The sequence below is a fragment of the Novosphingobium sp. MD-1 genome, assembly GCF_001014975.1.
Taxonomy (GTDB): domain Bacteria; phylum Pseudomonadota; class Alphaproteobacteria; order Sphingomonadales; family Sphingomonadaceae; genus Novosphingobium.
This window is the reverse complement of the sequence record NZ_BBXA01000031.1, coordinates 190,909-213,497: the sequence shown is the minus strand read 5'-3', so window position 1 is coordinate 213,497 and position 22,589 is coordinate 190,909. Positions and strand designations below refer to the sequence as shown.

The following is a 22,589-nucleotide window of genomic DNA, read 5'->3' as shown; positions in this document are numbered from 1 at the left end:
CGCGCGTCACCCCGGCTCTTGCGGTCAGAGGCCGGCTTTCGCCATCTGCTCCGCGCAGATCGCGTGGAAGCGCGCGATGCCGGCTTCCAGCGTGCCGAGCGTGATCCGGTCCACGGCGCCGCTGGCAAGGCCCTGCTGGCCGAGTTCCGCCGCGCGGAAATCCTCCGCGCCGAACACCTGGCCGTCGAGCAGCTTCCAGCTCTTTTGCCAGTGCTTCTCCGCCTTCTCGTCGCGCGGGGGTTCGGGGATCAGCATGAAATCCTCGACCAGCGTCTGGTCCACCGCCTGCGGCATGATCGTCATCAGGTTCACGTAGTCCGGGCTGACCACGACCACGGTGGCGGGAAAGAGCTGGTAGGCGAACGTGCCCACCGCGCGCAGCTGCGCCCAGTCGGACAAGTCCACGCCCTCCATCTCCGCCGCGCGGCCGACCAGCGAGCGCTTGTGCGGCCCGATCTCGTCGCCCGAGGTGATGCCGTCCTTGAAGAACGGTGCGATCGACGCCGCGTGCAGGCGCAGCACATGGTAGCTTTCCAGGAAGGCGTCCATGATCAGCTTCCAGTTCGACGCCACCCGGTGCGTGCGCCGCGCATAGAGATGCTGGCCGGCGAGGCCCACCGCGGCGAAGTCCTCGCCCACGCGCGCGGCGTCACCGAAATCGGCGTCGGGGGCTGCGGGCGCGAACCAAATCAGGCCGCCGGATTCTTGGCTCGGCAGTTCGACCAGGCCGTGCGCCGCCTTGTCGAAGCCGGGGAAGGTATCCGGGCGGGGCAGGGCAAGCAGGCGGCCGTCGGTGGCATAAGTCCACGCGTGATACGGGCAGACCATGCGCTTGCCGCAGTGCACGTCCTGTCCTTCGACCAGTCGCGTGCCCCGGTGGCGGCAGACGTTGAGGAACACCCGGATCGTGCCCTCGCCATCGCGCGCGATCAGCAGCGGCCGGCCGGTGCCATCGTGGGGCACGGCCATGTTGGGTTCGGGCAGCAGCGCCGAAGGGGCCAGCACTTGCGGCATCCGGTCGAAGAGCGCGGCCTTCTCACGCGCGAAATGCGCCGGATCGACATAGGCGGACGCGGGCACATGGGCGATGGCGGACGCCTGCTGTCCGGCGCCGGCGGCAACCTGATGCGCCAGCGCGAGCTGGCCTTCGGTGGGGCGTCCCATGGGGTCCTCTTCCCTATCTTTTGTTGTCGGGGCTAGGCATACCCCGAAAGGCCGCTAGGGTGATCAGAAAAATTCTCAGACGGAAGGGACCAGAATGACATCGCCTACCGCGCCGGTGCCCCGACCCAAGGGCTGGCGCCTGCTCAGGTTGGCTTTGCAGAAGCGCAAATCCGCAACCATGCTGGGGTTCGGCTTTGCATCTGGCCTGCCGTATGCGCTGCTGATCGGTACCCTGAATGCTTGGCTCGGCGAAGTGGGCGTGAAGCTGGCGACGATAGGGGTGTTGTCATGGATCGGCCTGTCCTATTCCTTTAAGTTTCTGTGGTCGCCGCTGGTTGACCGCTTCCGTTTGCCGGGGCTGGATCGGTTGGGCCGGCGCAAAAGCTGGATTCTCCTCTGCCAGGGTTTGCTTGTCGCAGGCTTCTTCGGATTGGCAGTGACCGATCCCGCGCATGCAATCGGTGTGTTCGCGCTTTTTGCGTTCATGGCCGCTTTGGCATCGGCAACGCAGGACGTGGCTATTGACGCTTGGCGCATTGATGTCGCCGATGAAGAAACGCCGGTGGAACTGCTCTCATCGATCTATCAGTTCGGTTATCGCATTGCCTCGATCGTGGGCGGAGCACTGGCGTTACTGATGGCGGGCCGGATGTCATGGTCGCTGGTCTATATGTTCATGGCTGGCCTGATCGTCCTGATAGCGTTTGTCACGTTTCGTGCGCCCGATACGCCTCGCCCAGAACAAGGGCTGTTACACGCCGCATTGGCGCAGCGTGGAGAGCTTTCGCCCCGTACTCGTGCCGTCGCCCTTCTGTTCGTAGGGGTAAGCTGGGCGTGGGCGATCGGCACGATCATTCATTTCATGGTGGGAATGCTCGCCCCGTCCGATCCGCAGAGGCCTCTTCCTTCAGTTGGCGATTTCACACGACTGTTCGGGCCGTGGATTGTTTTTGCGACGGTAGCCGTGCCGCTGATTGTCGCAGCCGCCACCAACTGGTTGAAAGCTCGACAGATATGGACCCTGACCGCACCTGATCCGCGGGTTTCACCAGTGCGCACGGCTGGCAATCACCTATACGTGGCGCTGGTCTCGCCGCTCGCCGAATTGTCCGCCCGGCTGGGGTGGGGTGTGCTGATCGTGATCGGCATGATCCTGACCTATACGCTATGCTACAATATCTGGGGCAGCTTCGCTTTTCCGTTCTATCTGGAATTCCTGAAGTATTCGAAGGAGGAGGTCGCGTTTGCCTCCAAGGTTTTCGGGATTTTCATGACTATCTTCGGCATCAGCCTGGGTGGCTATCTGTTCGCCCGTCTGGGGCGCATGCCCACGATCCTGATCGGGGCGATCCTGCCGATTCTTGGCAATTTCGTCTACGCCGATCTCGCAGAGGGCTCGCCAGGTATTGATGCGGTGGGCGGCGCGATTGGTTTGAAGGCCCTGTTTGCCTTGTTCGGCTTTGACGAGCGTATGGTGCGCCTGCTGCTGGCGATCAGCTTCGAGAACATATCCACCGGTATCGCGGGTGCCGCGTTCGTCGCGTATATGTCGGGAATTGTGAGCAAAAGTTACACTGCAGTCCAGTACGCGCTGCTTTCCTCGCTGACATTCCTCGTCGGATCGCTAGGGCGCGGGATCGCAGGCGAGGCTTTCGATACTTACGGCTATGCCGTGGTATTCCGCTGGACCGCGGCGGCCGGGCTGGTAGCCGTTTTCTTTGTACTGTTGGAATGGGTGAGGGTTAGCCGGGAGCCAAAGCCGGAACCCGTCGAAACCTAATCCGGCACTTCCCCGTTCCGCCGCAGTACATCGCCGGCAAGGTAGAGCGATCCCGCGATCAGCACGTCGCCTTCGGGCGGCAGCGCGGCCAGCGCTTCGGCCACGTTGGCGAAGCTGCGCGCCGGCAGCGTGGTGAACGGCGCGAAGTCTTCCGGGCGGTGCGCATCGTGCCCCGGGGCGGGAACGATCGACAGCGACAGCAACCGATCCGCCAGCGGCGCGATGATCGCGGACGGGTCCTTGTTCGCAAGCATGCCCGTCACCAGGTGAATTTTCGGGCCGCCTGCGAAGTGGCGGGCGATGGCGAGGCCGGCATCGGGGTTGTGCCCGCCGTCGAGCCACACCGCCCGCGCGCCGGCCAACCTGGTAAGCGGGCCAGCGCCCAGCCGTTGCAGCCGGGCGGGCCAGCGCGCGGCAGCGATGCCCCGCGCCATCGCTTCGGGCGAGACAGCAACGACCTGCTGATGGCGCAGCATGGCCACGGCGAGCGCGGCGTTGTCCGCCTGGTGGCTGCCGGGCAAGGCAGGCAGCGGCAGGGTCAGCGAGCCGTGCGCATCGCTATAGGCGATTGCATCGCCGATCTCGGCGTTCCAGTCGCGCCCGCGCATCATCACCGGCGCGCCGATCGCTTCCGCCGTATCCAGCACCGATTGCGCCACGGCAGCGGGATAGGCTTGCGTCGCCAGCGGCACGCCGGGCTTGGCGATGCTGGCCTTCTCGAACGCGATGCGCGCCAGCGGATCGGTGGGCACGCCGGCTTCGGGCGTCAGCAGGAAGCCTTCGTGGTCCAGCCCCAGCGTCGCGATGCCGCACGCCGCCGCGGTCGGCAGCACGTTGGTGGCATCGAGCCGCCCGCCCAGCCCGGTTTCGATCACGCAGACGTCGGCCGGGATGCGGTGGAAGGCCAGGAACGTCGCCACCGTGGTCACTTCGAAGAAGCTGGGGGCAAGGTCTTCCGCCGCGTCCAGCACTTCCTGGAGCAGCGCGGCCAGCAGATCGTCGCCGATCAATTTACCGGCGATGCGGATGCGTTCGTTGTAGCGCACCAGATGCGGCTTGGTGGCGGAATGGACCGTCAGCCCCTGCGCCTCCAGCATGAAGCGCAGATACGTGCAGGTCGATCCCTTGCCGTTGGTGCCGGCCACATGGAATACCGGTGGCAGCGCGAAATGCGGGTTGCCGACGCGGGCGAGCAGTTCGCGCGCGGTATCCAGCCCGAACCGGCCCTGCGGCAGCGACAGCGCGCCCAGTCGGTCAAGCTGCGCCTGCACCGCCGCGTTTTCGGAAATGGCGAAGTCGCGCGTCAAAGGCCCCTCCCGCATGCGGGAGGGGTTTGGGGTGGGCGGGGCCGGGTGCCGCGTGTGTCGGACCCACCCCCGGCCCCTCCCGCATACGGGAGGGGAGAGGCGGTCACGCGGCTTTTGCGGCCGTGAGGTAGTCGATCACTTGCGCCAGAGTTGCCTTCATGTCGCGGCGGTGGACCACCATGTCGAGCATCCCGTGGGCGTGAAGGTATTCCGCGCGCTGGAAGCCTTCGGGCAGCTTTTCGCGAATGGTGTCCTGAATCACGCGCTGGCCGGCAAACCCGATCAGCGCGCCGGGTTCGGCGATCTGCACATCGCCCAGCATGGCATAGCTGGCAGTGACGCCGCCGGTGGTGGGATCGGTCAGCAGCACGACATAGGGCAGGCCCGCCGCGTGAAGTTTGGCGATGGCCACGGTGCTGCGCGGCATCTGCATCAGGCTGAGAATGCCCTCCTGCATCCGCGCGCCGCCAGCGGCGGTCACCGCGATATAGGGACACTTCTCCGCGATAGCGCGCTCGATCCCCGCGATGAAGGCGTTGCCCACGGCCATGCCCATCGATCCGCCCATGAACGCGAATTCCTGCACGCCGACCACGGCCTTGTGCCCGTCGATCGTACCGGCGGCATTGGTCAGCGCGTCCGGGTGCGGGTTGGCGGCCTTGGCCGCCTTGATGCGATCGGTGTACTTCTTGCTGTCGCGGAACTTCAGCGGGTCTTCCTTCACCTTTGGGGCGGGAAGAAGCTCGAAGCCCGGATCGAGCAGTTGCGCGAACCGCGCGTCGGCGCCGATGCGGCCGTGATGATCGCAATGCGGGCAGACGGAAAGGTTGTCCTCATAGTCCTTGGTGAACAGCATCTCGCTGCACGAAGGACACTTGATCCAGAGGTTGTCGGGCGTGTCCCGCTTCGGTGTGAAGGGCAGGGCGTTGCGAACGCGGTTGAGCCAGCTCATGCGATTTCCTTGCGGGCAGAGTGGACGGCGGCGGCGAGCGCGGCGGTGAGTTCCTTCACCGGCCCCGCCGCGTCCGCGCCATGTTTGGCGACGAGATCGACCAGCGCCGATCCCACGACGACGCCATCGGCCACCCTGGCGATGGCCGCAGCCTGTTCGGGCGTGCGCACGCCGAAGCCGACGGCAACCGGGATTGTGGCGGAAGCCTTGATCCGGGCGACGGCTTCGTCGATCGAGGCCTGCACCGCCTGCTGCATCCCGGTGATGCCGGCGACCGAGACGTAATAGAGAAAGCCCGAAGACCCTTCCAGCACGGCAGGCAGGCGCGCAGCGTCGGTGGTAGGCGTAGCCAGGCGGATCAGCGAAACGCCGGCATTGCGCAGCGCCGGCCCCAGTTCGGGATCTTCCTCTGGCGGAATGTCCACGCAGATCACGCCATCAATGCCCGCGTTCACGCATTCGGCGGCGAACCAGTCGGCCCCGCGCACGGTCATCGGGTTGGCATAGCCCATCAGCACCAGCGGCACCTCGGGATGGCGCGCGCGGAACGCGGCGGCGATGCGCAGGATGTCGGCGGTCTTGGTGCCAGCGCCGAGCGAGCGCAGGTTCGCCAGCTGGATCGCCGGACCATCGGCCATCGGATCGGTGAACGGCATGCCCAGCTCGATCACGTCCGCCCCGCCTTCGACCAGCGCGTCGAGGATGGAGGCGGTGGCGTCAGGCGTCGGATCGCCGCCCGTGACGAAGGTGACGAGGGCGGGCCGGCCCTTGGCGAAGGCGGAGGCGAGGCGGGTCACAGCGACACCCCCAGATGTTCGGCGACGGAGAAGATGTCCTTGTCCCCCCGCCCACACAGGTTGGCGAGGATGATCTGGTCCTTGCCCATCGTCGGCGCGACCTTCTTCACCGCCGCGATGGCGTGGGCGGGTTCGAGCGCCGGGATGATGCCTTCGGTGCGGCAGAGCAGCTGGAAGCCATCGAGCGCCTCCGTGTCCGTCACCGAGGTATAGTCGACGCGGCCGATCTCCTTGAGCCACGCATGTTCCGGCCCGATGCCGGGATAATCGAGGCCCGCCGAAATCGAGTGGCCTTCGGTGATCTGGCCGTCTTCGTCCTGCAGCAGGTAGGTCTTGTTGCCGTGGAGAATGCCGGGGCGCCCGCCCGCGAGCGAGGCTGCATGTTCCTTGTCCAGCCCATGGCCTGCCGCTTCCACGCCCAGCATCCTGACGCTGGTATCATCGAGAAACGGGTGGAACAGGCCGATCGCGTTCGATCCGCCACCGATGGCGGCGACCAGCAGATCGGGCAGGCGGCCGATGCGGGACAGCATCTGCGCGCGGGCTTCCTTGCCGATCACGCTCTGGAAATCGCGGACGAGTTCCGGATAGGGGTGCGGCCCGGCGGCGGTGCCGATGATGTAGAACGTGTTGTTCACGTTCGCGACCCAGTCGCGCAGCGCTTCGTTCATGGCATCCTTGAGCGTACCCGCGCCGGCCGTGACCGGCACGACTTCCGCGCCCAGCAGCTTCATGCGGAACACGTTCGGCTTCTGCCGCTCTACGTCCGTCGCGCCCATGAAGATCACGCAGGGCAGGCCGAAGCGCGCGCAGACCGTCGCGGTCGCAACGCCGTGCTGGCCTGCGCCGGTCTCGGCGATGATCCGCGTCTTGCCCATGCGCATGGCCAGCAGGATCTGGCCGATGCAGTTGTTGATCTTGTGCGCGCCTGTGTGGTTCAGCTCGTCGCGCTTGAACCAGACTTGCGCGCCGCCCAGTTCCTCGGTCAGCCGGGGCGCGAAATAGAGCGGGCTCGGGCGGCCGACATAGTGTTCGAGCAGGTCGTCGAACTCGGCCTGGAATGCGGGGTCGGCCTTGGCCCTGCGGTATTCCTGTTCGAGATCGAGGATCAGCGGCATCAGCGTTTCGGCAACATAGCGCCCGCCGAACTGGCCGAAATGGCCGCGATCGTCGGGCTGGCTGCGAAAGCTGTTGGGGGTGGCCCCTGTCGGTTCTGCGCTCATGCGCCGCGATTGGCAGAGGCCGCGCGGCTTGTCCAGATTCGCGTCCCTCGCGCGTGCGCGTTTCACCACGGGGCAAGGACAGCTCCTGGCCGTTTGTGGATTTGGACGGCGTGCGCGTCGGATTGCACGATTTTGTGCTGACGTTCATCTTGCGGAAAGATGCAGTCGCTAGAGAGGCGCTGCAACGTCGTGAAGGCGGTCTCGAAAGAGGCCGCCTTTTTATTTTTATATTCGGAAACGATGCTGAAAATATTCGTTACACGCATACCGGTAAATGTGTGGCAATGATGTCACTTATATGAAGGTTTTGGCTGAATGAATGTTTTCGGTATTGTGACATATATGATTGAAAATTAACTGCCCGTCGCCCCCATAAAGCAAAGAAGGGGCGTTCAAGTCAGGAGTTTACTATGCGTATTGTTCTTCTTTCGCTCGCCGCCTCGCTGGTCGCGGCGACGCCGGCACTTGCCAACGAAGTCCGCGTCGAAACGCGCGCGGGCGTCTACTGGACGGACGGCGCGACGAAGGGCACGGCCGGTGTCGCCGCCGGCTACGATTTCGATCTGGGGCCGGCCGCGTTTTCCGGCCTTGAAGTCTCGGGTGACAAGATTCTCACTTCGGGCACCAAGGTTGCGTGGGGCTTCACCGGCCGCCTGGGCGCCAAGCTCGCCGGCTCGAAGCTTTACGGCACTGGCGGTTACACCACCGAACCGTGCAGCCTGTGCGAAGGATCGTGGCATCTCGGCGCTGGCTATGAGCGCGGCTTCATGGGGAACCTCTATGGCAAGGTGGAATATCGCCACTACTTCGGCCGCAACGGCTTCAACGATGCCAACGCGGTCGTGGCCGGCGTGGGCGTGAAGTTCTGATCGCGTCAGCCACGCGATCCGGCCACGCCTGAAGGCGTGGCATGGCTTCGGGGCGGCTTTCCTTCGGGAAGCCGCCCTTTTTCTGTTTCGGTGGAGCGATCAGCCCGCGCGGGCGGCGTAACAGAACAAGGCGATGCGCTGTTCGTCCTTCACCCCGGGCGCGCTTTCCACGCCGGACGAGACATCGACCATCGGCGCCCCGGTCATGCGGATCGCCTCGGCCACGTTGTCCGGCGACAGCCCGCCGGCAAGGCCCCACGGCAGCGCCCCGCGATAGCCGGCCAGCAGCGTCCAGTCGAACGCCAGCCCCAGTCCGCCGGGCAGGTCCGCGCCTTTGGGCGTCTTGGCATCGAACAGGATGAAGTCGGCCGTGCCGGCGTAGGCACCGGCGCGCGCCACATCGGCAGCCGTGGCGACGGACAGCACTTTCCACACCGGCAGGCCGAACCGCGCGCGGACCTGCGCCGCGCGATCGGGCGCTTCGTGGCCATGAAGCTGGATGGCATCGAGCCGTGCCGCCGCGACGGCTTCTGCAAGGAAGGCATCGTCGGCATCGACGAACACGCCAACGCGCGTGACCCTGCCCTGGGCCTGCTCCGCCAGCGCGGGGGCTTGCGCGAAGGCCAGGAAACGCGGCGATGGCGGATAGAAGTTGAACCCGACGTATTCGGCGCGGGCCTTGATCGTGGCGGAGAGCGCTTGCGGCGTCGTGATTCCGCAGATCTTGATGGAAGGGCCGGGCATGGCCGTGCGTTAGGCCATGCCCGGCCGCTTCGTCAAACTGCCGATCAGGGGGCGAGTTCGTAGGTGACGGTAACGCTGGCGCCCACGTCCAGTTCACCGGCGGCAACCGGGCTGGGCGCGGCCATGGCCATCATCTTGTCGGCGCGGGCATAGAGGACCGGCGCGGGCGGCGACCAGCCGCCGCTTTCGCTGATCGTCAGCACGCGCACCACGCGCAGGCCGGCGGCGCGGGCATAGAGATCGGCGCGGGCGCGGGCCTTCTTCATCGCGTCGACGCGGGCTTCGTCGGTCGCCGCATCGGCGTTGTCGAGCTGGAACGACGGGCCGTTGACCTGGTTGGCGCCTGCCGCCACCAGCGTATCGATCACCTTGCCGTACTGGTCGATCTTGCGCTGGCGCACGGAGACCTGATTGGTCGCCTGATAGCCGACGATGACCGGTTCCTGCTGCTCGATCGAACCGTCGGGGAGGCGCTTGGGCTGGCCATAGACCGGGTTCACCGAAAGGTTGCTGGTCTGGATGTCGCGGTCGGCGATGCCGGTGCGCTTCAGCGCGGCGATCACCGCGTTCATCTTGGCGCCGTTTTCGCTCAGCGCCTCGCCGGCGGTCTTGCCCTGCGTGGTCACGCCCGCGTTGAACACCGCGAGGTCGGGCGTGCGCGTGGTCTTCCCTTCGGCCGATATGGTCAGCACGCTGTTGCCCGCCGCCACGACCGGCGCGGTGGAAAGCGCGGCCTGCGCGATCGCCGGAGTGGCCATCATCGCCAGCGGCGCGAAAGCGGCCGCCGCAGCGACGGAAAGAAGGGCACGTTTCATGGGGGCGGTCTCCTGTTGCACTCTGTTGCGCGATCTGGACGAAGCGAGGTTACGGCGTGATGAACCGTTGCAACGGAAACCGTTCAGGAAGGAAAGTGGTTCCGGGCGCGGGTTGTGGGGACAAATTCCGGTCTCCGCCGTCAGTTGGCCGGAAATCCGGCCAAGCGGCAGGAAAGGTGGTGTGACGGCATATGCCGGTTCGGGCGAGGGGCTGATTATTAGGTCTGAGTCCATGTCGCGCGGATCGGGCAAATCGGCCTTGGCAACTGCAGGTAACGTGTTAGTCATTCGGCATGACGATGCGCCTTCGCCTTCTTTCGATCGCTTTCGGTGCGATCTCGGTGCCTGCGGTTGGGCAAGAGGCAAACCAAAGCTTTTGCCAGCACCTGGCGCCACAAATAAGGCTGCACCCTGTGCCCGCCGATCCGAAAAGTGGCGCGGTCGTTTGGAAAACCGACACTGCCAGCGTGGGTATGCACCTTTTTGGCGGCGCTGCGATCACACGTGTATCCGTCTCGCCGTTGGACAAGACAAATGCCGCCGAGTTTGTCCGCCTAGAGAAGGCATGTGATATCACGCCGAAGGGGGCCACTTGCCACCTTGAGGGGCCGGCAACGTTTGAAATCAAGACGAGGCGCTTTGAGGCAAGTGTGACAATGGCCGCAGGAGAGCGAGCCGACGTGGATGTGCGCAATACCGTTATTCTGTGCCGAGACGATCCACACTAGGCGACTGCTGATACTTGCGTCGGAAGTTCCGCATTCGGTGGGGCGCCAGTTGGCAGTAACACGTATCGGCTGCAATCGCGTCTTGTCCGGAAAGCCCTGATTGCCCAGCAGGACGCGGCTAGCGGAATGTCACTCCAATCCCCACATCCGCGCGTCCTTCAACAAGCTCAGCTCAGGAGGAGCGGGGTTTCGTTATCAAATCAGTCCGCGCCGCCTAGAGCGTGGCCTCGATCGCGCGCGCGGCCATGACCGGGTCTTCGGCGCGGCTGATCGGGCGTCCGATCACCAGCACGCTGGCGCCGGCATCGCGCGCCTGGCGCGGGGTGACCGCGCGCTTCTGGTCGCCCAGGTGGCCATCGGCGGGGCGCAGGCCGGGCACGACGAAGAAGCCGTTCTTCCAGCGCTTGTGCACCGCGGCGACCTCGTGTCCGGAACAGACGATGCCGTCGATGCCGGCTTCCTGTGCCAGATCGGCCAGCCGCAGCACCTGGTCGTGCGCCGACCCGCCCACGCCCACGCGCGCGAGATCGGCATCGTCGAGGCTTGTGAGCACGGTAACCGCCACGACCTTGCAGTTTTCGCCGGCGGCGGCCTTGGCGTCTTCCATCATCGCCCGTCCGCCCGAGGCATGGACGGTGACGATCGCGGGTTCGAGAACGTGGATCGACTGCATCGCGCCGGCCACGGTGTTGGGAATATCATGCAGCTTCAGGTCGAGGAAGATCGGCAGGCCGATCCGGGCGACTTCATGCACCCCGTGATGCCCGTGCGCGCAGAAGAATTCGAGGCCCAGCTTCAGCCCGCCGACATGGCCCCGCACCTTTTGCGCAAGGGCGATCGCGGCATCGAGGCGGGGCAGGTCGAGGGCGAGGTAGATCGGATTGCTCACGGGGGTCACGCTCTTGAACTATCGGGGGTGGACGCGGCTTCGAGCTGCGTGGAGGTCGCCAGAGGCGGCGAGGGATTTTGCGCGGCAAGCAGGGATTCGAGGTTGGTGATGCGCCGCCCCAACCGCCAGCGCGTGGCACGGTACAAGGCCCACATCGGCACCAGGCCCAGCAGGAAGGCGGAGATCACCAGCGCGGGCAGGCGTGTTTCCAGCACCAGCCCTTCCCAGATGCGCACTTCCACCGGTTGCCAGTTGGCGACGGAAAAGAGACCGAGCACCACGACGACCGCGGTCCAGAAGATCGTGCGAACAATCCGCATTGCCTTTGTTCCCCCGGACATCCGGCCGTCTGGCCGCGTTGCTCAACAGGCCGTAACCCGCTTTTCCCTTTCGCGCGAGTCTCCGCTTATTCGCCGAACACCCGTGCGAAGATCGTGTCGATCGCCTTGAAGTGGTAATCGAGGTTGAACTTCTCTTCCAGTTCCCGCGCCGGGAGGGCGGCGGTCACTTCCGGATCGGCCTTCAGCAGTTCCAGCAGCGAAAGCTGTCCGTCCGATTCCCACACCTTCATCGCGTTGCGCTGGACCAGGCGATAGGCGTTGTCGCGGGTGACCCCCGCCTGCGTCAGGGCCAGCAGCACCCGCTGGGAATGGACCAGCCCGCCCATCCGGTCGAGGTTCTTCTGCATCCGCTCCGGATAGACCACCAGCTTGTCGACCACGCTGGTCAGCCGCGCCAGCGCGAAATCGAGCGTAATCGTGGCGTCCGGGCCGATGAAGCGTTCGACCGAGGAGTGCGAGATGTCGCGCTCGTGCCACAGCGCCACGTTTTCCAGCGCGGGCGTAACGGCCGAGCGGACCATGCGGGCAAGACCGGTCAGGTTCTCGGTCAGCACCGGGTTGCGCTTGTGCGGCATGGCCGACGAACCCTTCTGGCCCGGCGAGAAATATTCCTCCGCTTCCAGCACTTCGGTCCGCTGCAAATGACGGACTTCGACGGCGAGCCGCTCGATCGACGAGGCGATCACGCCCAGCGTGGCGAAGAACATCGCGTGGCGATCACGCGGGATCACCTGCGTCGAAACCGGTTCGACAGCAAGGCCAAGCTGGTCGGCGACGTATTCCTCCACCGAGGGATCGATGTTGGCGAACGTGCCGACCGCTCCGGAAATGGCGCAGGTGGCCACTTCGGCGCGTGCGTTGACCAGGCGCGTGCGGCAACGGCTGAATTCGGCGTAGGCTTCGGCCAGCTTCTTGCCGAACGTGGTCGGTTCGGCGTGGATGCCGTGGCTGCGGCCGATGGTGGGCGTGTACTTGTGCTCATAGGCGCGGCGCTTGATCGCGGCGAGCAGCGCGTCGATGTCTTCCAGCAGGATGTCGGCCGCGCGGGCGAGCTGGACGGCCAGCGTGGTATCGAGCACGTCCGAGCTGGTCATGCCCTGGTGCATGAAGCGCGCTTCGGGGCCGACCTGCTGGGCCACCCAGTCCAGGAAGGCAATCACGTCATGCTTGGTGACGGCCTCGATCGCGTCGATCGCGGCCACGTCGATGGCGGGGTTGGTCGCCCACCAGTCCCACAGCGCCTTCGCGCCGCTGGCCGGAACCACGCCCAGTTGACCCAGCTTCTCGGTGGCGTGGGCCTCGATCTCGAACCAGATGCGGTAGCGGGCTTCGGGTTCCCAGATCGCGGTCATCGCGGGGCGGGCGTAGCGGGGGACCATGTTCGACTCCGTCAGATACGTTTGGCCACGCCGCTAGGAGGAGGGGGCGCGGATGGCAAGGGCTGGGCACGATTGTTGGGAGCGGGCGGCACTTCACCTGGCATCGCGATGGCCAAGCGTGGTGGGAGAGTGGCGGTGCCGGGAAGCGGGAAAGTGCCCGAAAGCTAACATGAGTGAGCCGATTTTGCGGAAAAGGCGCCCGCTCCATGCAATTCATCGCATAAAACGCCCGGTACATGCCCATGCCCAAGGTTCCGGCCGGAACCTTGCACAACAGGAAATGTTCACATCGGCGCTTTAGCAGTTTTCATGTTGGCAGGTTTCAGGTTTGAAGGAGTTGCTTGATGCGTGTTGTTTCCAAGAAGACCGGCGCGTTCGCGCTGTTGGCCGTGGCGGCCTTGCCGGTGCCCGGCGTCGTATCCGCGCAGCCGCAGGAGACGCCCGATTCCGGGATCACGGGCAGCGTAACCGATACCACTCCGGCTGCACCGGCGACCAAGGGGCCGGATATCGAAGGCATCATTTCGGCGCGCAAGGGTGACAGGATGCAGGTCACGTCCGCCGATGGCACCAAGTCCGTTGTCGCCATCAACGATGCCACCCGCATTCGCGCCAGCGGCGGCTTCCTCAGCATGAACCGCAGCACCCTGGCCGCAACCTCGCTGCTCAACGGCCTGCCTGTTTCGGTGAAGACGCTGCAATCGGGCGGTGAACTCGTAGCCAGCCAGATCGACCTGAAGAGCAAGGATCTCAAGGTCGCGTCGATGATCCACAACGGCACCGACCAGCGCTTTACCGAACAGGCCGCCGCGACCGAGGCGCTGCGCAGCCGCATGGCGGACATCGACCAGTACAACGTGAAGAGCACGACGAACGTGAACTTCGATACCGGAAAGGCGGTCCTGTCAGATCAGGCCAAGGCCGATCTGTGCTCGGCGGCGTCCTCGGCCGAAGGCATGGACAACGCGCTGCTGCTGGTGGTGGGCTACACGGACTCGACGGGCAGCCAGGAACTGAACCAGCGCCTCAGCGAAAAGCGGGCCGGCAACGTGGTGAACTATCTTCAGCAGGTCTGCCACTGGAAGCCCTATCGGATGCTGACTCCCACCGGCATGGCGGAAGCCGATCCGGCCGCCAGCAACGATACCATCGAGGGCAAGGCGCAGAACCGCCGCGTGGCGGTGAACGTTCTGGTCAGCAAGGGCCTCGACGGCATGTAAGCAGGCATCGGGCCGGGGTGCGCGCGTCGTCGTTCATCCCGGCCCTGGCCGCGGCATCATGATCTTCGCATTGGAGCGGGCAATCTACGCCTGCAACAGGCGCTTTCGGAAAAGCCGCTTGACCAGCCGGTCTTCCAGGATGCGGCCGCCGACATAGAGCGCGGCGAAAATGCCGGCAAAGACATAGGCCGGAGTCGGGGTAGGCTTTCTATTGCGCTTGCCGCCCTCCGCTCCATTCTTGCCGGGCTTTTCCGGTTCGGGGGCGCCAAGCGCCTTGTCGATCGGATGCATTGGCGGAGCGTCCGCCTTCTTGGCATCGGGCTTCTTGGCCGCCGCTTCCGCCGCCGGCTTCTGGTACGCGTTGACCAGGATGGTCAACTGCGCAAAGCCGAGAAACAGCAGCGGCGCCAGGAAGCACGCCAGCAGGGCGCGGCTGACCAGATGATAGCGCAGTCTGCCTTCTGGCGCGGTCCCTTCAACGCGCAGAACGCCGCGTTCGAATACGGACAGCGGGTCTTGCGATGCAGGATTCTTCTTGGTGAAGCTGAGCGCTGCGTCGGAGCGGACGTGCGCCGTGCCCACTTCGTCGAACACGGGTTCGATCCTGTCCAGCGCCTCGCCGGCAGTCTGGCCTTCGGGCAGCGGCACGCTGCCGCGCACGTGCCAAATCCAGTCGATATAGCGCATATTTACGCGTGGGCCTTCGGGGATGACGGTTTCGTGCCAGATCGGCTGGGCGGTCATTCCGGTCATTCGGCTGGCACCGCGCTTTCGGGCGTGTCGAACCGGCCGCGCCCGAACTTCGCCTTCAGCGTCTTCCAGGCTTCCGTGAACGGATAGTGCATCTGTTCGACGATCGACATCCGGCGGCCGCCCTCCATGCCCAGCAGTTCCGCTTCACCGTCTACGCAGGTGCCGAAGATGCGATCGATGAAGATCCAGGTGCCCGAATAGTTGCTGCGGCTCGCTTCGTAGTCGCGCGAGTGGTGCAAGCTGTGGTGCTCGGTGGTGTTGAAGATGAAGCGCCACCAGGCGGGCGTGTTGAAGCGCACGTTGATGTGTTGGTAGGTACTGACCGCCATGCCGAACGAGCCGGCGAGAAGGAAGGCGCGCGGCAGGAAATCGAAGAACCCGCCGACGCCCAGGCCGATCAGGAACAGCTCCACCGGGTTGCCGACCGCGCCCTTGTTGATGTTCAGCTGCGTAATGTAGTGATGCGGGGCGTGGGTCAGCCACAGCGGATACCAGTTATGCATCCCGCGATGCATCCAGTATTGCCCGAAATCGAACAGAAACGAGATCAGGAACGCCTGCACCAGCAGGGGCAGCCCGACGAACCACGTGAACTTGTCCCAGTGGAACGCGTGCTGGATGCCCTTGGCCATCACGTCGCTGCCGATGTAGCTGTCGACGATGCGCAGGATGGTGTAGCCCAGCCCGACGTAGAACAAGTCGGTGGTGAGTTCCTTCCAGGTGAGCTGCCAGCTGCGGTAGCGCGGGTTCACCCATTCCAGCCCCAGCAGCAGCACCTTGAAGCCGATTCCGATGCCGATGGCGGTCGATGCCTTGGCGATGGAATTGGGCGCGTAGTACCAGAACGCCAGCAGCGCGAGCAGCATGGCAGGCTGAAACCAGGTGAAGATGAACTGCTTTGCCGGACCTCCCTCCACGCGGGGGATGTTTTCCCAGCCGATGGTTACCGGAGAGTCCGCTCCGATGATCCTTTTGCCTACCCGAATTCCGTTCATCTTGTCCCCGCGATACAAAGTATCTGGTTCAAAATGACCGAATTTGCTCCGAAGCGTTATACGCCATCAGGCGTACATGGCCGGCGGCAGTCGATGCGGGCGTTCAGATCAACCCTTTTGCCTTCAGCGAAACATGCCCTTCGCGCCCCACGATCACGTGATCGTGGACCACGATGCCCAGCAGCCGCGAAGCCTCGATCACACGCTGGGTGATCTGGATGTCGGCCCGGCTCGGCTGCGGCGAGCCGGAGGGGTGGTTGTGGACGAGGATCAGCGCGGCCGCGCCGATGTCCAGCGCCTTGTGGATAATCTCGCGCGGATGGATCGCGGCCTCGTCGATGGTGCCTTCGCTGACAAGGTCATCGAGGATCAGGCGGTTGCGCGTATCGAGATAGAGCGCGCGGACCCGTTCGCGCCGTAGATGCGCCATGTCGATATGCAGATAGTCCAGCAGGGCCTGCCAGCTTCCCAGCACGGGCTGCTCCTGCACCTGCTTCCGCGCCATGCGCCGCGCCGCGATGCCGGCTATGCGGAGCGCGGCGGCGGCGGTTTCCCCGACGCCGGGCGTAGCCTGCAAGGCGCGGGGATCGGCGTTGAACACGGCGGCGAGCGAACCGAACCGCTTGAGCAGCATCCTCGCGAGGGGCTTAACGTCACGCCGGGGGATCGCCGCCATCAGCAGGTATTCAACCAGTTCGTGATCGGCGAGCGCATCATCGCCCCCCTCCAGCAAACGCTCACGCAGCCGGGCGCGGTGGCCGCTGGGATCATGCGCCGCTTCGCGCACGCGGTCTTCCGAAGTGTGATCATCGCCGCTCCGGACCATCTTTCGGGTCCGTTCCGGCACCTGTTCACCAAAGAGACCGGGTTCGTCGTTCATGAAGGGTCCGCGCGGGCACCTTTCGCTGTTCGCGGCGTTGTGGCCGGAACAGTGCATTGCCTAAGCCGCGGCAGTGCGCAAGAAGGGGCGGAATGGCGGATAGGACCGATTTGGCGGACGGCGTTGCGGCCGATGGCTCCGGGATGGGGAGCGAGGCCGGGAACGGCGGCTATGCGCCGTCGCTGGTGCGCCGTCGGCGGTTGCGCCGCGCGGCGCTGGCGACGCTTGGCGTCATCGGTGTGGCCGGAGGCGGCCTTTGGCTGGCGCGCGAACCCCTTGCCGACCGCTTGATCGCCAGCCAGCTTGCCCAGACCGGCCTGCCCGCGACATACGAGATCGAGACCATCGGCGGTCGCACGCAAGTCCTGCGCAACATCGTGATCGGCGATCCGCGCAAGCCGGATTTGACCGTCGATCGGATGGAAGTACGCATGGCCTATGGCCTGCGCGGCGCGCGCATCGGCGGGATCACGCTAATCCGCCCCCGGCTCTATGGCCGGCATCATGCCAACAAGCTGAGTTTCGGAGCGCTCGACAAGCTGTTGTTCGGTCCGTCCAGCGGCGAACCGTTCCGGCTGCCCGATTATGATCTTCAGGTGGTGGACGCCCGCGGGCTGATCGACAGCGATTATGGCCGGCTGGCGTTCAAAGCCGACGGCGCCGGCGCGCTGCGCGACGGGTTTGCCGGAACGATCGCGGCGCTTGTGCCCGAAGCGCATATCGGTGGCTGCGCGCTGGGCCGTGCGAGCCTTTACGGGCGGGTGGTAATCGAAGGCGAGCGTCCGCGGTTTTCGGGTCCGTTGCGGCTTGCGGGGGCACAGTGCGTGGAGCAGGGCGCGGCCCTGGGCGCGGCCACGGTGCAGGTCGACGCGCGGGCGGATCGCGATTTCGCCGGCGCCACCGTGCAGGCCAAGCTGCGCAGCGGAGCGCTGGCCCTGCCATCGGCGCAGGCCGATGCGCTGACCTTCGATGCGGCGATGGCCTATCGCAACGGGATGCTTTCGGGGCGGCTCGTGGGCAATGCCGGCGGGGTTCACGCTCCGGGCGCGACGGTTGCACTGCTCGGGCTGGACGGACTGGTGCGGACGCGCGATGGTTTTCGCACCGTGGAGTTCCGCGGCAATGTGGACGGGAAGGGCTTGCGTCAGGGGCCGGCGCTCGACGCGGGTCTCGCTTCGGCCGAGGCATCGTCCACTGGCACGCTGATCGCGCCGATGGTGGCGCAGGTGCGGCAGGCTTTGCGGCGCGAGGAGCGCGGCAGCCGCATCGCTGGCCAGCTTCACTATCGACAGGAAGGCGACCGGTGGTCGTTCGTGGTGCCAGAAGCGCGGTTGCGCGGGGGCAGTGGCGCTTCACTGCTGGAACTGTCGCGCTTTCAGGTCACCGGCGAACCGCGAGGGTTGCCGCGCATCGCCGGCAACTTCGCCACCGGTGGTGTGGGACTGCCCCGCATCGAGGGTGTGATGGAGCGCGGCGCGGCCGGTGGCGCGCTGTTCCGCCTGACGATGGCCGAATACCACGCGGGCGGCGGCGCGCTGGCCATTCCGCAGATGTCGCTGGCGCAGGTTTCCGACGGTTCACTGGGCTTTTCCGGCACGGCCCGGCTTTCCGGGGCGATACCGGGCGGATCGGCCCGCAATCTGGAACTGCCCGTGCAGGGCGCCTTTTCGGCCAGGGGCGAACTGGCGCTCTATCGCCATTGCATCACCCCGCGTTTTGACGGGCTGACGCTGGGCGAAATGGTGCTGGATGGCCGCGCGATAACAGTCTGCCCGCAGTCCAGCGGCGCAATCGTGCGCAACGGGGCGGGGGGCTTGCGCGTTGCGCTGGGCGTGCCCGCGCTCGCCCTGACCGGCAGGCTGGGCGAAACGCCGCTGAGCATCCAGTCGGGACCGGTCGGCTTCGCCTGGCCGGGAACGGTGACGGCGCGCGCGCTCGATGTCGCGTTGGGGCCGCCTGAGGAGGCGACGCGGTTCCATCTCGCCGATGTGACGGCCCGGGCGGGCAAGGACTTCGCCGGCACGTTCGGCGGCGTGGACGCGCGGCTGGCGGCGGTGCCGATGGACCTGACCAACGCGGCGGGGGCTTGGCGCTATGCCGATGGCACGCTGACGCTCTCGGGTGCGCGCTTCGACCTGACCGACCGCCTGAGGCCAACCCGCTTCGAGCGGATGGTAGCCCGCGACGCGACGCTGACCCTGCACGACAATCGAATCGATGCGGACGCGGTGCTGCGCGAGCCCAAGTCCGACCGTACGGTGACGCGCGCGGTGATTCGCCACGATCTGTCCGACAGTTCGGGCCATGCCGACCTGCTGGTCGATGGCCTGCGCTTCGACAAGGCGATGCAGCCCGATGCGCTGACGCGGATGGCGCTGGGCGTGATCGCCAATGTCGAAGGCACGGTGACAGGCAGGGGCCGGATCGACTGGAACGCGCGCGGCGTGACCAGTTCGGGCCGGTTCTCCAGCACCGGGCTGGATCTCGCCGCCGCCTTCGGACCCGCGCGCGGGCTGGCGGGGACGGTCGAGTTCACCGACCTGCTCAACATGGTCACCGCGCCCAACCAGACCTTGCGGGTGGCCGCGATCAACCCAGGCATCGAAGTGAATGACGGCGTCGTCGTCTTCGCGATGGAGCCGGGGCAGGTGCTCAAGCTGCACAGCGCGACCTGGCCGTTCCTCGGCGGCAAGCTGAGCCTCGAACCCACCGTGATGCGCGTGGGCGTGGCCGAGACACGGCGCTATACCCTGGTGATCGAAGGGCTGGACGCGGCGAAGTTCCTCGAGCGCATGGAACTGGGCAACCTGGCGGCCACCGGCACCTTCGACGGGCGGATGCCGCTGGTGTTCGACGACAACGGCGGGCGCATCGAAGCGGGCAACCTGGTTTCGCGCGCGCCGGGCGGCAACGTCTCCTACGTCGGAGCGCTGACTTACAAGGACCTGTCGGCGATGGGTAATTTCGCGTTCGAGGCGCTGAAATCCATCGACTACAAGACCATGACGATCGGGATGCGGGGCGATCTCGCGGGCGAGATCGTCACCAACGTGCGCTTCGGTGGCGTCAAGCAGGGGATCGGCACGCGCCAGAATTTCCTGACGCGGCAGGTCGCGGGCCTGCCGATCCAGTTCAACGTCAACATCCGCGCGCCGTTCTACCGGCTCGTCACCTCTGCCAAGTCGCTCTACGACCCCAACTACGTCCAGGACCCGCGCACGCTGGGGCTGGTCGACGCGCAGGGGCGGGCGGTGCGGCGGCTTACCAACAATACCGGGACCGGCGGTGCCGGTTCCAGCACCATCGGGCCGGCGGTATCCGGCACCGGCATTCAGCGTCCAGAAAGCGGGAACCTGCCATGAGAAGCTCCGAATTGACCCTGCCTGCGCGCTCTGCGAAACGTTCGTCCATGGATGAACGGATCGACGGGATCAGGGGCAGGATCGGGCAGCGCCTTCTGCGGGTGCTGCCGCTGGTGGGAGCAACGGTGATGACGGCACTGCTGTCGGGCTGCATTTCGGTGAAGGCGCCGGACAAGCCCATCGTCATCGAGCTGAACATCAACATCAAGCAGGAAGTCGTGTACAAGCTCGCGGCGGACGCGGGCAGCACGATCGAGAAGAATCCGGAGATTTTCTGACCATGGCCCGCACAATCGCATCCCGTTTCCGCACGATCTCGCTCGGCGCGGCCCTCGCAGGCGCTGCGCTGGCTGCCGCTCTGCCCGGCACGGCGTTGGCCCAGCGCGATCCTGCCTATGCCGCCGCGCGCGCAGCGGGGCAGGTGGGCGAGAAGGCCGACGGTTATCTCGGCTATGTCACCACGCCCAGCCCGGCGCTGCGCGCGGTGATCGAGGACATCAACATCAAGCGCAAGGCGGTCTATGCCGACAAGGCCAAGGCCAAGGGCGCGACGGTGGAGGAATACGCGCTCACTTCCGGCTGCCTGCTGGTGGCGCAGACCACGCCTGGCGAAAAGTACCAGGCGCCGGACGGAAGCTGGCAGACGCGCACCGGCGCGCCGCCGATGCGCGATCCCCGCTGCCCCTGATTCCAGCGCTGTTTCCGGCCGACTGACCGGGAACGCTCTCCAGGCTCGGGATTCCGCTCTGTGCGGTGGCCCCGTGCAACCGTATGCATAGACCTTGGTCAGAGCGGTTGCGGGGCGGTTGACTCACGTATGCCCCCCGCCTAAGGGGACGGCGCCCTCGGCGGGGAGCCGTTGCGCACGTCACGCTTTCGTGCTGGGAATGCCCAGCTGGGAGAATGGCATGAGCGACGAGCAAACCGGGATGGAGCCTGTCGGCGAGGATGCGCGGATCGATACGCTTGAACAGCGGCTGAAAGCTGCTCGCAAGCGGGAGGACGAGCGTATCGCGAAGCCGGCGCCCGAAGAATCCAACGCGAGCTATCGCGAAGGGAACCGGGTGCTGGCCGAACTCATCGGCGGGCTTGCGGGGGGCGCGTTTCTGGGGTGGGTCATCGACCAGTTTGCGGGAACGTCGCCCTGGGGCCTGTTGGTGATGTTGTTCGTGGGCGTGGGTGTCGCCTTCCGCAATATCATCAGGATTTCGAGCCGGCGTCCCTGACAAGGGGCGCTGTTGTTATATGCGATGAGACGGGGTTAAGCGCGTGGCCGAAGGCAAGGTCGATCCGGTTCACCAGTTCACTATCGAGCCGCTTTTCGGCACCGATCACTGGAGCATCGCGGGTTACAACATCGCTTTCACCAATTCGGCGCTGTGGATGGCGATCACGGCCATCGTGCTGCTGGTGTTCGTCGGTGGCGGCGCCAAGCGTCAGCTGGTTCCGGGCCGCTGGCAGATGGCGGTGGAAGGGCTGACCGGCTTTGTCGACAACCTGCTGAAGTCCAATATTGGCCCCGCCGGTCGCAAGTATCTGCCCTACGTCTTCTCGCTGTTCACCTTCATCCTGTTCGCCAACCTGCTGGGCCTGCTGCCGCTGGCGTTGGTCGGCCTGCACCCGTTCACCGCCACCAGCCACTTCACGGTGACCGGCGTGTTGGCGATTCTCAGCTTCTCGATCGTGCTGATCGTCGGCTTCGCCAAGCATGGCCTGCACTTCTTCTCGCTGTTCGTGCCGCACGGTACGCCGGTCCTGATGATCCCGATCATTTTCCCGATCGAGCTGATCTCGTTCATGGTGCGTCCGTTCTCGCTCGGCCTGCGTCTTTTCGTCGCGATGATGGCCGGGCACGTGCTGCTCGAAGTGCTGTCGGGCTTCGTCATTTCGGGCACCAACGCCGGTGCGCTGACCTTCGGCATCGCCGCGCTGCCCAGCTTTCTGCTGATGATCGGCATCTGCGCGCTGGAACTGCTGGTCGCGGGCATCCAGGCTTATGTGTTTGCCCTGCTGACCTGCGTTTATCTGAACGACGCGGAAAACCTGCACTGAGTTTTGAAATTTCGTGCCGGGCCTTTGCCCGGTTGTTTTGCCGAATATTTTAGGCGCAACTTTTCCACTACGGATCTGAAAGAGGGAGTTTTTATCATGGACGCACAGAGCGCGAAGCTTCTCGGCGCTGGTCTTGCCGCCATCGGTGCTGGCCTTGCATCGCTGGGCGTGGGCAACGTCTTCGCCAAGTTCCTCGAAGGTGCGCTGCGCAACCCCGGTGCCGCTGACGGCCAGCAGGGCCGCCTGTTCATCGGCTTCGCCGCCGCGGAACTTCTCGGCCTGCTTTCGTTCGTCGTTGCCATGATCCTGATCTTCGTCGCCTGATCGCGACGACGTCAG

24 protein-coding genes are annotated in these 22,589 nt (G+C 65.5%); 11 read left to right on the top strand and 13 right to left on the bottom strand.

Annotation, left to right across the window (positions count from 1 at the left end):
- Positions 1-24 precede the first annotated feature (24 nt).
- Entirely contained in the window at positions 25-1,164 is a 1,140-nt protein-coding gene (locus tag NMD1_RS16890) for an aromatic ring-hydroxylating dioxygenase subunit alpha (RefSeq protein WP_125955766.1), read from the bottom strand.
- 94 nt (positions 1,165-1,258) lie between these two features.
- Between NMD1_RS16890 and NMD1_RS16885 the strand changes: the two genes are divergently transcribed.
- The gene (locus tag NMD1_RS16885; protein ID WP_233497734.1) at positions 1,259-2,944 is read left to right on the top strand and encodes an MFS transporter; all 1,686 of its coding nucleotides are present in this window, start codon (positions 1,259-1,261) and stop codon (positions 2,942-2,944) included.
- Here the strand turns inward: NMD1_RS16885 and NMD1_RS16880 are convergent.
- The 4 genes from NMD1_RS16880 to trpB form a co-directional block, all read right to left on the bottom strand.
- Positions 2,941-4,266 carry a folylpolyglutamate synthase/dihydrofolate synthase family protein gene (locus NMD1_RS16880; RefSeq protein ID WP_125955763.1) on the bottom strand — a complete coding sequence of 442 codons (1,326 nt, stop codon included), beginning with the start codon at positions 4,264-4,266 and terminating at the stop codon, positions 2,941-2,943. The two genes, NMD1_RS16885 and NMD1_RS16880, sit on opposite strands and share 4 nt — an antisense overlap.
- Positions 4,267-4,354: 88 nt before the next feature.
- Positions 4,355-5,203, bottom strand: coding sequence for an acetyl-CoA carboxylase, carboxyltransferase subunit beta (gene accD / locus NMD1_RS16875; protein WP_125955761.1), 849 nt, complete (start codon positions 5,201-5,203; stop codon positions 4,355-4,357).
- Entirely contained in the window at positions 5,200-6,000 is an 801-nt protein-coding gene (trpA, locus tag NMD1_RS16870; RefSeq protein ID WP_125955759.1) for a tryptophan synthase subunit alpha, read from the bottom strand. The genes accD and trpA overlap by 4 nt, the downstream gene beginning before the upstream one ends.
- A complete protein-coding gene (trpB, locus tag NMD1_RS16865; protein ID WP_125955756.1) occupies positions 5,997-7,223 on the bottom strand; it encodes a tryptophan synthase subunit beta in 1,227 nt (408 codons plus the stop codon). Before trpB ends, trpA begins: the two co-directional genes overlap by 4 nt.
- Before the next feature lie 95 nt (positions 7,224-7,318).
- On the opposite strand from trpB, the gene NMD1_RS21595 reads away from it, so the two are divergent.
- Both NMD1_RS21595 and NMD1_RS16860 read left to right on the top strand, forming a co-directional pair.
- Positions 7,319-7,525 carry a hypothetical protein gene (locus NMD1_RS21595; protein WP_147457757.1) on the top strand — a complete coding sequence of 69 codons (207 nt, stop codon included), beginning with the start codon at positions 7,319-7,321 and terminating at the stop codon, positions 7,523-7,525.
- A gap of 108 nt (positions 7,526-7,633) precedes the next feature.
- Entirely contained in the window at positions 7,634-8,092 is a 459-nt protein-coding gene (locus tag NMD1_RS16860) for an outer membrane protein (protein ID WP_124808642.1), read from the top strand.
- 99 nt (positions 8,093-8,191) lie between these two features.
- Here NMD1_RS16860 and NMD1_RS16855 read toward each other — a convergent pair whose 3' ends face one another.
- Entirely contained in the window at positions 8,192-8,836 is a 645-nt protein-coding gene (locus NMD1_RS16855) for a phosphoribosylanthranilate isomerase (protein ID WP_125955754.1), read from the bottom strand.
- Positions 8,837-8,880: 44 nt separating this feature from the next.
- Complete coding sequence (locus NMD1_RS16850) at positions 8,881-9,651, bottom strand: SIMPL domain-containing protein (protein ID WP_125955752.1); 771 nt, start codon at positions 9,649-9,651, stop codon at positions 8,881-8,883.
- Positions 9,652-9,944: 293 nt separating this feature from the next.
- On the opposite strand from NMD1_RS16850, the gene NMD1_RS16845 reads away from it, so the two are divergent.
- Entirely contained in the window at positions 9,945-10,379 is a 435-nt protein-coding gene (locus tag NMD1_RS16845) for a hypothetical protein (protein WP_125955749.1), read from the top strand.
- A gap of 214 nt (positions 10,380-10,593) precedes the next feature.
- On the opposite strand, the gene pyrF is transcribed toward NMD1_RS16845, so the two are convergent.
- The 3 genes from pyrF to purB all read right to left on the bottom strand — a co-directional run bounded on the left by pyrF (position 10,594) and on the right by purB (position 12,988).
- Positions 10,594-11,268 (bottom strand): orotidine-5'-phosphate decarboxylase, encoded by a 675-nt coding sequence (pyrF, locus tag NMD1_RS16840; RefSeq protein WP_125955746.1) that lies wholly within the window; start codon positions 11,266-11,268, stop codon positions 10,594-10,596.
- Positions 11,269-11,273: 5 nt separating this feature from the next.
- Complete coding sequence (locus tag NMD1_RS16835) at positions 11,274-11,588, bottom strand: DUF1049 domain-containing protein (RefSeq protein WP_124808638.1); 315 nt, start codon at positions 11,586-11,588, stop codon at positions 11,274-11,276.
- Positions 11,589-11,674: 86 nt separating this feature from the next.
- Positions 11,675-12,988 (bottom strand): adenylosuccinate lyase, encoded by a 1,314-nt coding sequence (gene purB, locus NMD1_RS16830; protein WP_125955744.1) that lies wholly within the window; start codon positions 12,986-12,988, stop codon positions 11,675-11,677.
- Positions 12,989-13,332: 344 nt separating this feature from the next.
- Here purB and NMD1_RS16825 point away from each other — a divergent pair, with 344 nt between their 5' ends.
- Entirely contained in the window at positions 13,333-14,208 is an 876-nt protein-coding gene (locus NMD1_RS16825) for an OmpA family protein (RefSeq protein ID WP_124808636.1), read from the top strand.
- Between the two features lie 84 nt (positions 14,209-14,292).
- Here the strand turns inward: NMD1_RS16825 and NMD1_RS16820 are convergent, their stop codons facing one another.
- From NMD1_RS16820 to radC, 3 genes are all read right to left on the bottom strand, one after another.
- A complete protein-coding gene (locus tag NMD1_RS16820) occupies positions 14,293-14,961 on the bottom strand; it encodes a hypothetical protein (protein WP_233497732.1) in 669 nt (222 codons plus the stop codon).
- Entirely contained in the window at positions 14,958-15,956 is a 999-nt protein-coding gene (locus tag NMD1_RS16815) for a sterol desaturase family protein (protein ID WP_125955742.1), read from the bottom strand. Before NMD1_RS16815 ends, NMD1_RS16820 begins: the two co-directional genes overlap by 4 nt.
- Before the next feature lie 103 nt (positions 15,957-16,059).
- Complete coding sequence (gene radC, locus NMD1_RS16810; RefSeq protein WP_125955740.1) at positions 16,060-16,836, bottom strand: DNA repair protein RadC; 777 nt, start codon at positions 16,834-16,836, stop codon at positions 16,060-16,062.
- 92 nt (positions 16,837-16,928) lie between these two features.
- Between radC and NMD1_RS16805 the strand changes: the two genes are divergently transcribed.
- From NMD1_RS16805 to NMD1_RS16780, 6 genes are all read left to right on the top strand, one after another.
- On the top strand, positions 16,929-20,198 hold the full coding sequence (locus NMD1_RS16805; protein ID WP_125955738.1) for a YdbH domain-containing protein: 3,270 nt from the start codon (positions 16,929-16,931) through the stop codon (positions 20,196-20,198).
- 47 nt (positions 20,199-20,245) lie between these two features.
- A complete protein-coding gene (locus NMD1_RS16800) occupies positions 20,246-20,476 on the top strand; it encodes a YnbE family lipoprotein (RefSeq protein WP_124807643.1) in 231 nt (76 codons plus the stop codon).
- 2 nt (positions 20,477-20,478) lie between these two features.
- Positions 20,479-20,886, top strand: coding sequence for a YdbL family protein (locus NMD1_RS16795; protein ID WP_125955735.1), 408 nt, complete (start codon positions 20,479-20,481; stop codon positions 20,884-20,886).
- Positions 20,887-21,106: 220 nt separating this feature from the next.
- Positions 21,107-21,424 carry an AtpZ/AtpI family protein gene (locus tag NMD1_RS16790; RefSeq protein ID WP_124807291.1) on the top strand — a complete coding sequence of 106 codons (318 nt, stop codon included), beginning with the start codon at positions 21,107-21,109 and terminating at the stop codon, positions 21,422-21,424.
- Positions 21,425-21,467: 43 nt separating this feature from the next.
- Entirely contained in the window at positions 21,468-22,250 is a 783-nt protein-coding gene (locus NMD1_RS16785; protein WP_124807292.1) for a F0F1 ATP synthase subunit A, read from the top strand.
- A 96-nt stretch (positions 22,251-22,346) separates the two neighbouring features.
- Entirely contained in the window at positions 22,347-22,574 is a 228-nt protein-coding gene (locus NMD1_RS16780) for a F0F1 ATP synthase subunit C (RefSeq protein WP_022677864.1), read from the top strand.
- Positions 22,575-22,589: the final 15 nt, after the last annotated feature.

Bases quoted from the DNA above. Each gene is read 5' to 3' on its own strand.
- NMD1_RS16880 (WP_125955763.1), bottom strand. From the start codon at position 4,266: ATGCGGGAGGGGCCTTTGACGCGCGACTTCGCCATTTCCGAAAACGCG.
- NMD1_RS16815 (WP_125955742.1), bottom strand. From the start codon at position 15,956: ATGAACGGAATTCGGGTAGGCAAAAGGATCATCGGAGCGGACTCTCCG.
- NMD1_RS16780 (WP_022677864.1), top strand. From the start codon at position 22,347: ATGGACGCACAGAGCGCGAAGCTTCTCGGCGCTGGTCTTGCCGCCATC.
- accD (WP_125955761.1), bottom strand. From the start codon at position 5,203: ATGAGCTGGCTCAACCGCGTTCGCAACGCCCTGCCCTTCACACCGAAG.
- NMD1_RS16800 (WP_124807643.1), top strand. From the start codon at position 20,246: ATGGATGAACGGATCGACGGGATCAGGGGCAGGATCGGGCAGCGCCTT.
- trpB (WP_125955756.1), bottom strand. From the start codon at position 7,223: ATGAGCGCAGAACCGACAGGGGCCACCCCCAACAGCTTTCGCAGCCAG.
- NMD1_RS16855 (WP_125955754.1), bottom strand. From the start codon at position 8,836: ATGCCCGGCCCTTCCATCAAGATCTGCGGAATCACGACGCCGCAAGCG.
- NMD1_RS16860 (WP_124808642.1), top strand. From the start codon at position 7,634: ATGCGTATTGTTCTTCTTTCGCTCGCCGCCTCGCTGGTCGCGGCGACG.
- NMD1_RS16790 (WP_124807291.1), top strand. From the start codon at position 21,107: ATGAGCGACGAGCAAACCGGGATGGAGCCTGTCGGCGAGGATGCGCGG.
- NMD1_RS16795 (WP_125955735.1), top strand. From the start codon at position 20,479: ATGGCCCGCACAATCGCATCCCGTTTCCGCACGATCTCGCTCGGCGCG.
- NMD1_RS16805 (WP_125955738.1), top strand. From the start codon at position 16,929: ATGGCGGATAGGACCGATTTGGCGGACGGCGTTGCGGCCGATGGCTCC.
- NMD1_RS16820 (WP_233497732.1), bottom strand. From the start codon at position 14,961: ATGACCGGAATGACCGCCCAGCCGATCTGGCACGAAACCGTCATCCCC.
- NMD1_RS16890 (WP_125955766.1), bottom strand. From the start codon at position 1,164: ATGGGACGCCCCACCGAAGGCCAGCTCGCGCTGGCGCATCAGGTTGCC.
- NMD1_RS16850 (WP_125955752.1), bottom strand. From the start codon at position 9,651: ATGAAACGTGCCCTTCTTTCCGTCGCTGCGGCGGCCGCTTTCGCGCCG.
- NMD1_RS16825 (WP_124808636.1), top strand. From the start codon at position 13,333: ATGCGTGTTGTTTCCAAGAAGACCGGCGCGTTCGCGCTGTTGGCCGTG.
- NMD1_RS16885 (WP_233497734.1), top strand. From the start codon at position 1,259: ATGACATCGCCTACCGCGCCGGTGCCCCGACCCAAGGGCTGGCGCCTG.
- purB (WP_125955744.1), bottom strand. From the start codon at position 12,988: ATGGTCCCCCGCTACGCCCGCCCCGCGATGACCGCGATCTGGGAACCC.
- NMD1_RS16835 (WP_124808638.1), bottom strand. From the start codon at position 11,588: ATGCGGATTGTTCGCACGATCTTCTGGACCGCGGTCGTCGTGGTGCTC.
- radC (WP_125955740.1), bottom strand. From the start codon at position 16,836: ATGAACGACGAACCCGGTCTCTTTGGTGAACAGGTGCCGGAACGGACC.
- NMD1_RS16845 (WP_125955749.1), top strand. From the start codon at position 9,945: ATGACGATGCGCCTTCGCCTTCTTTCGATCGCTTTCGGTGCGATCTCG.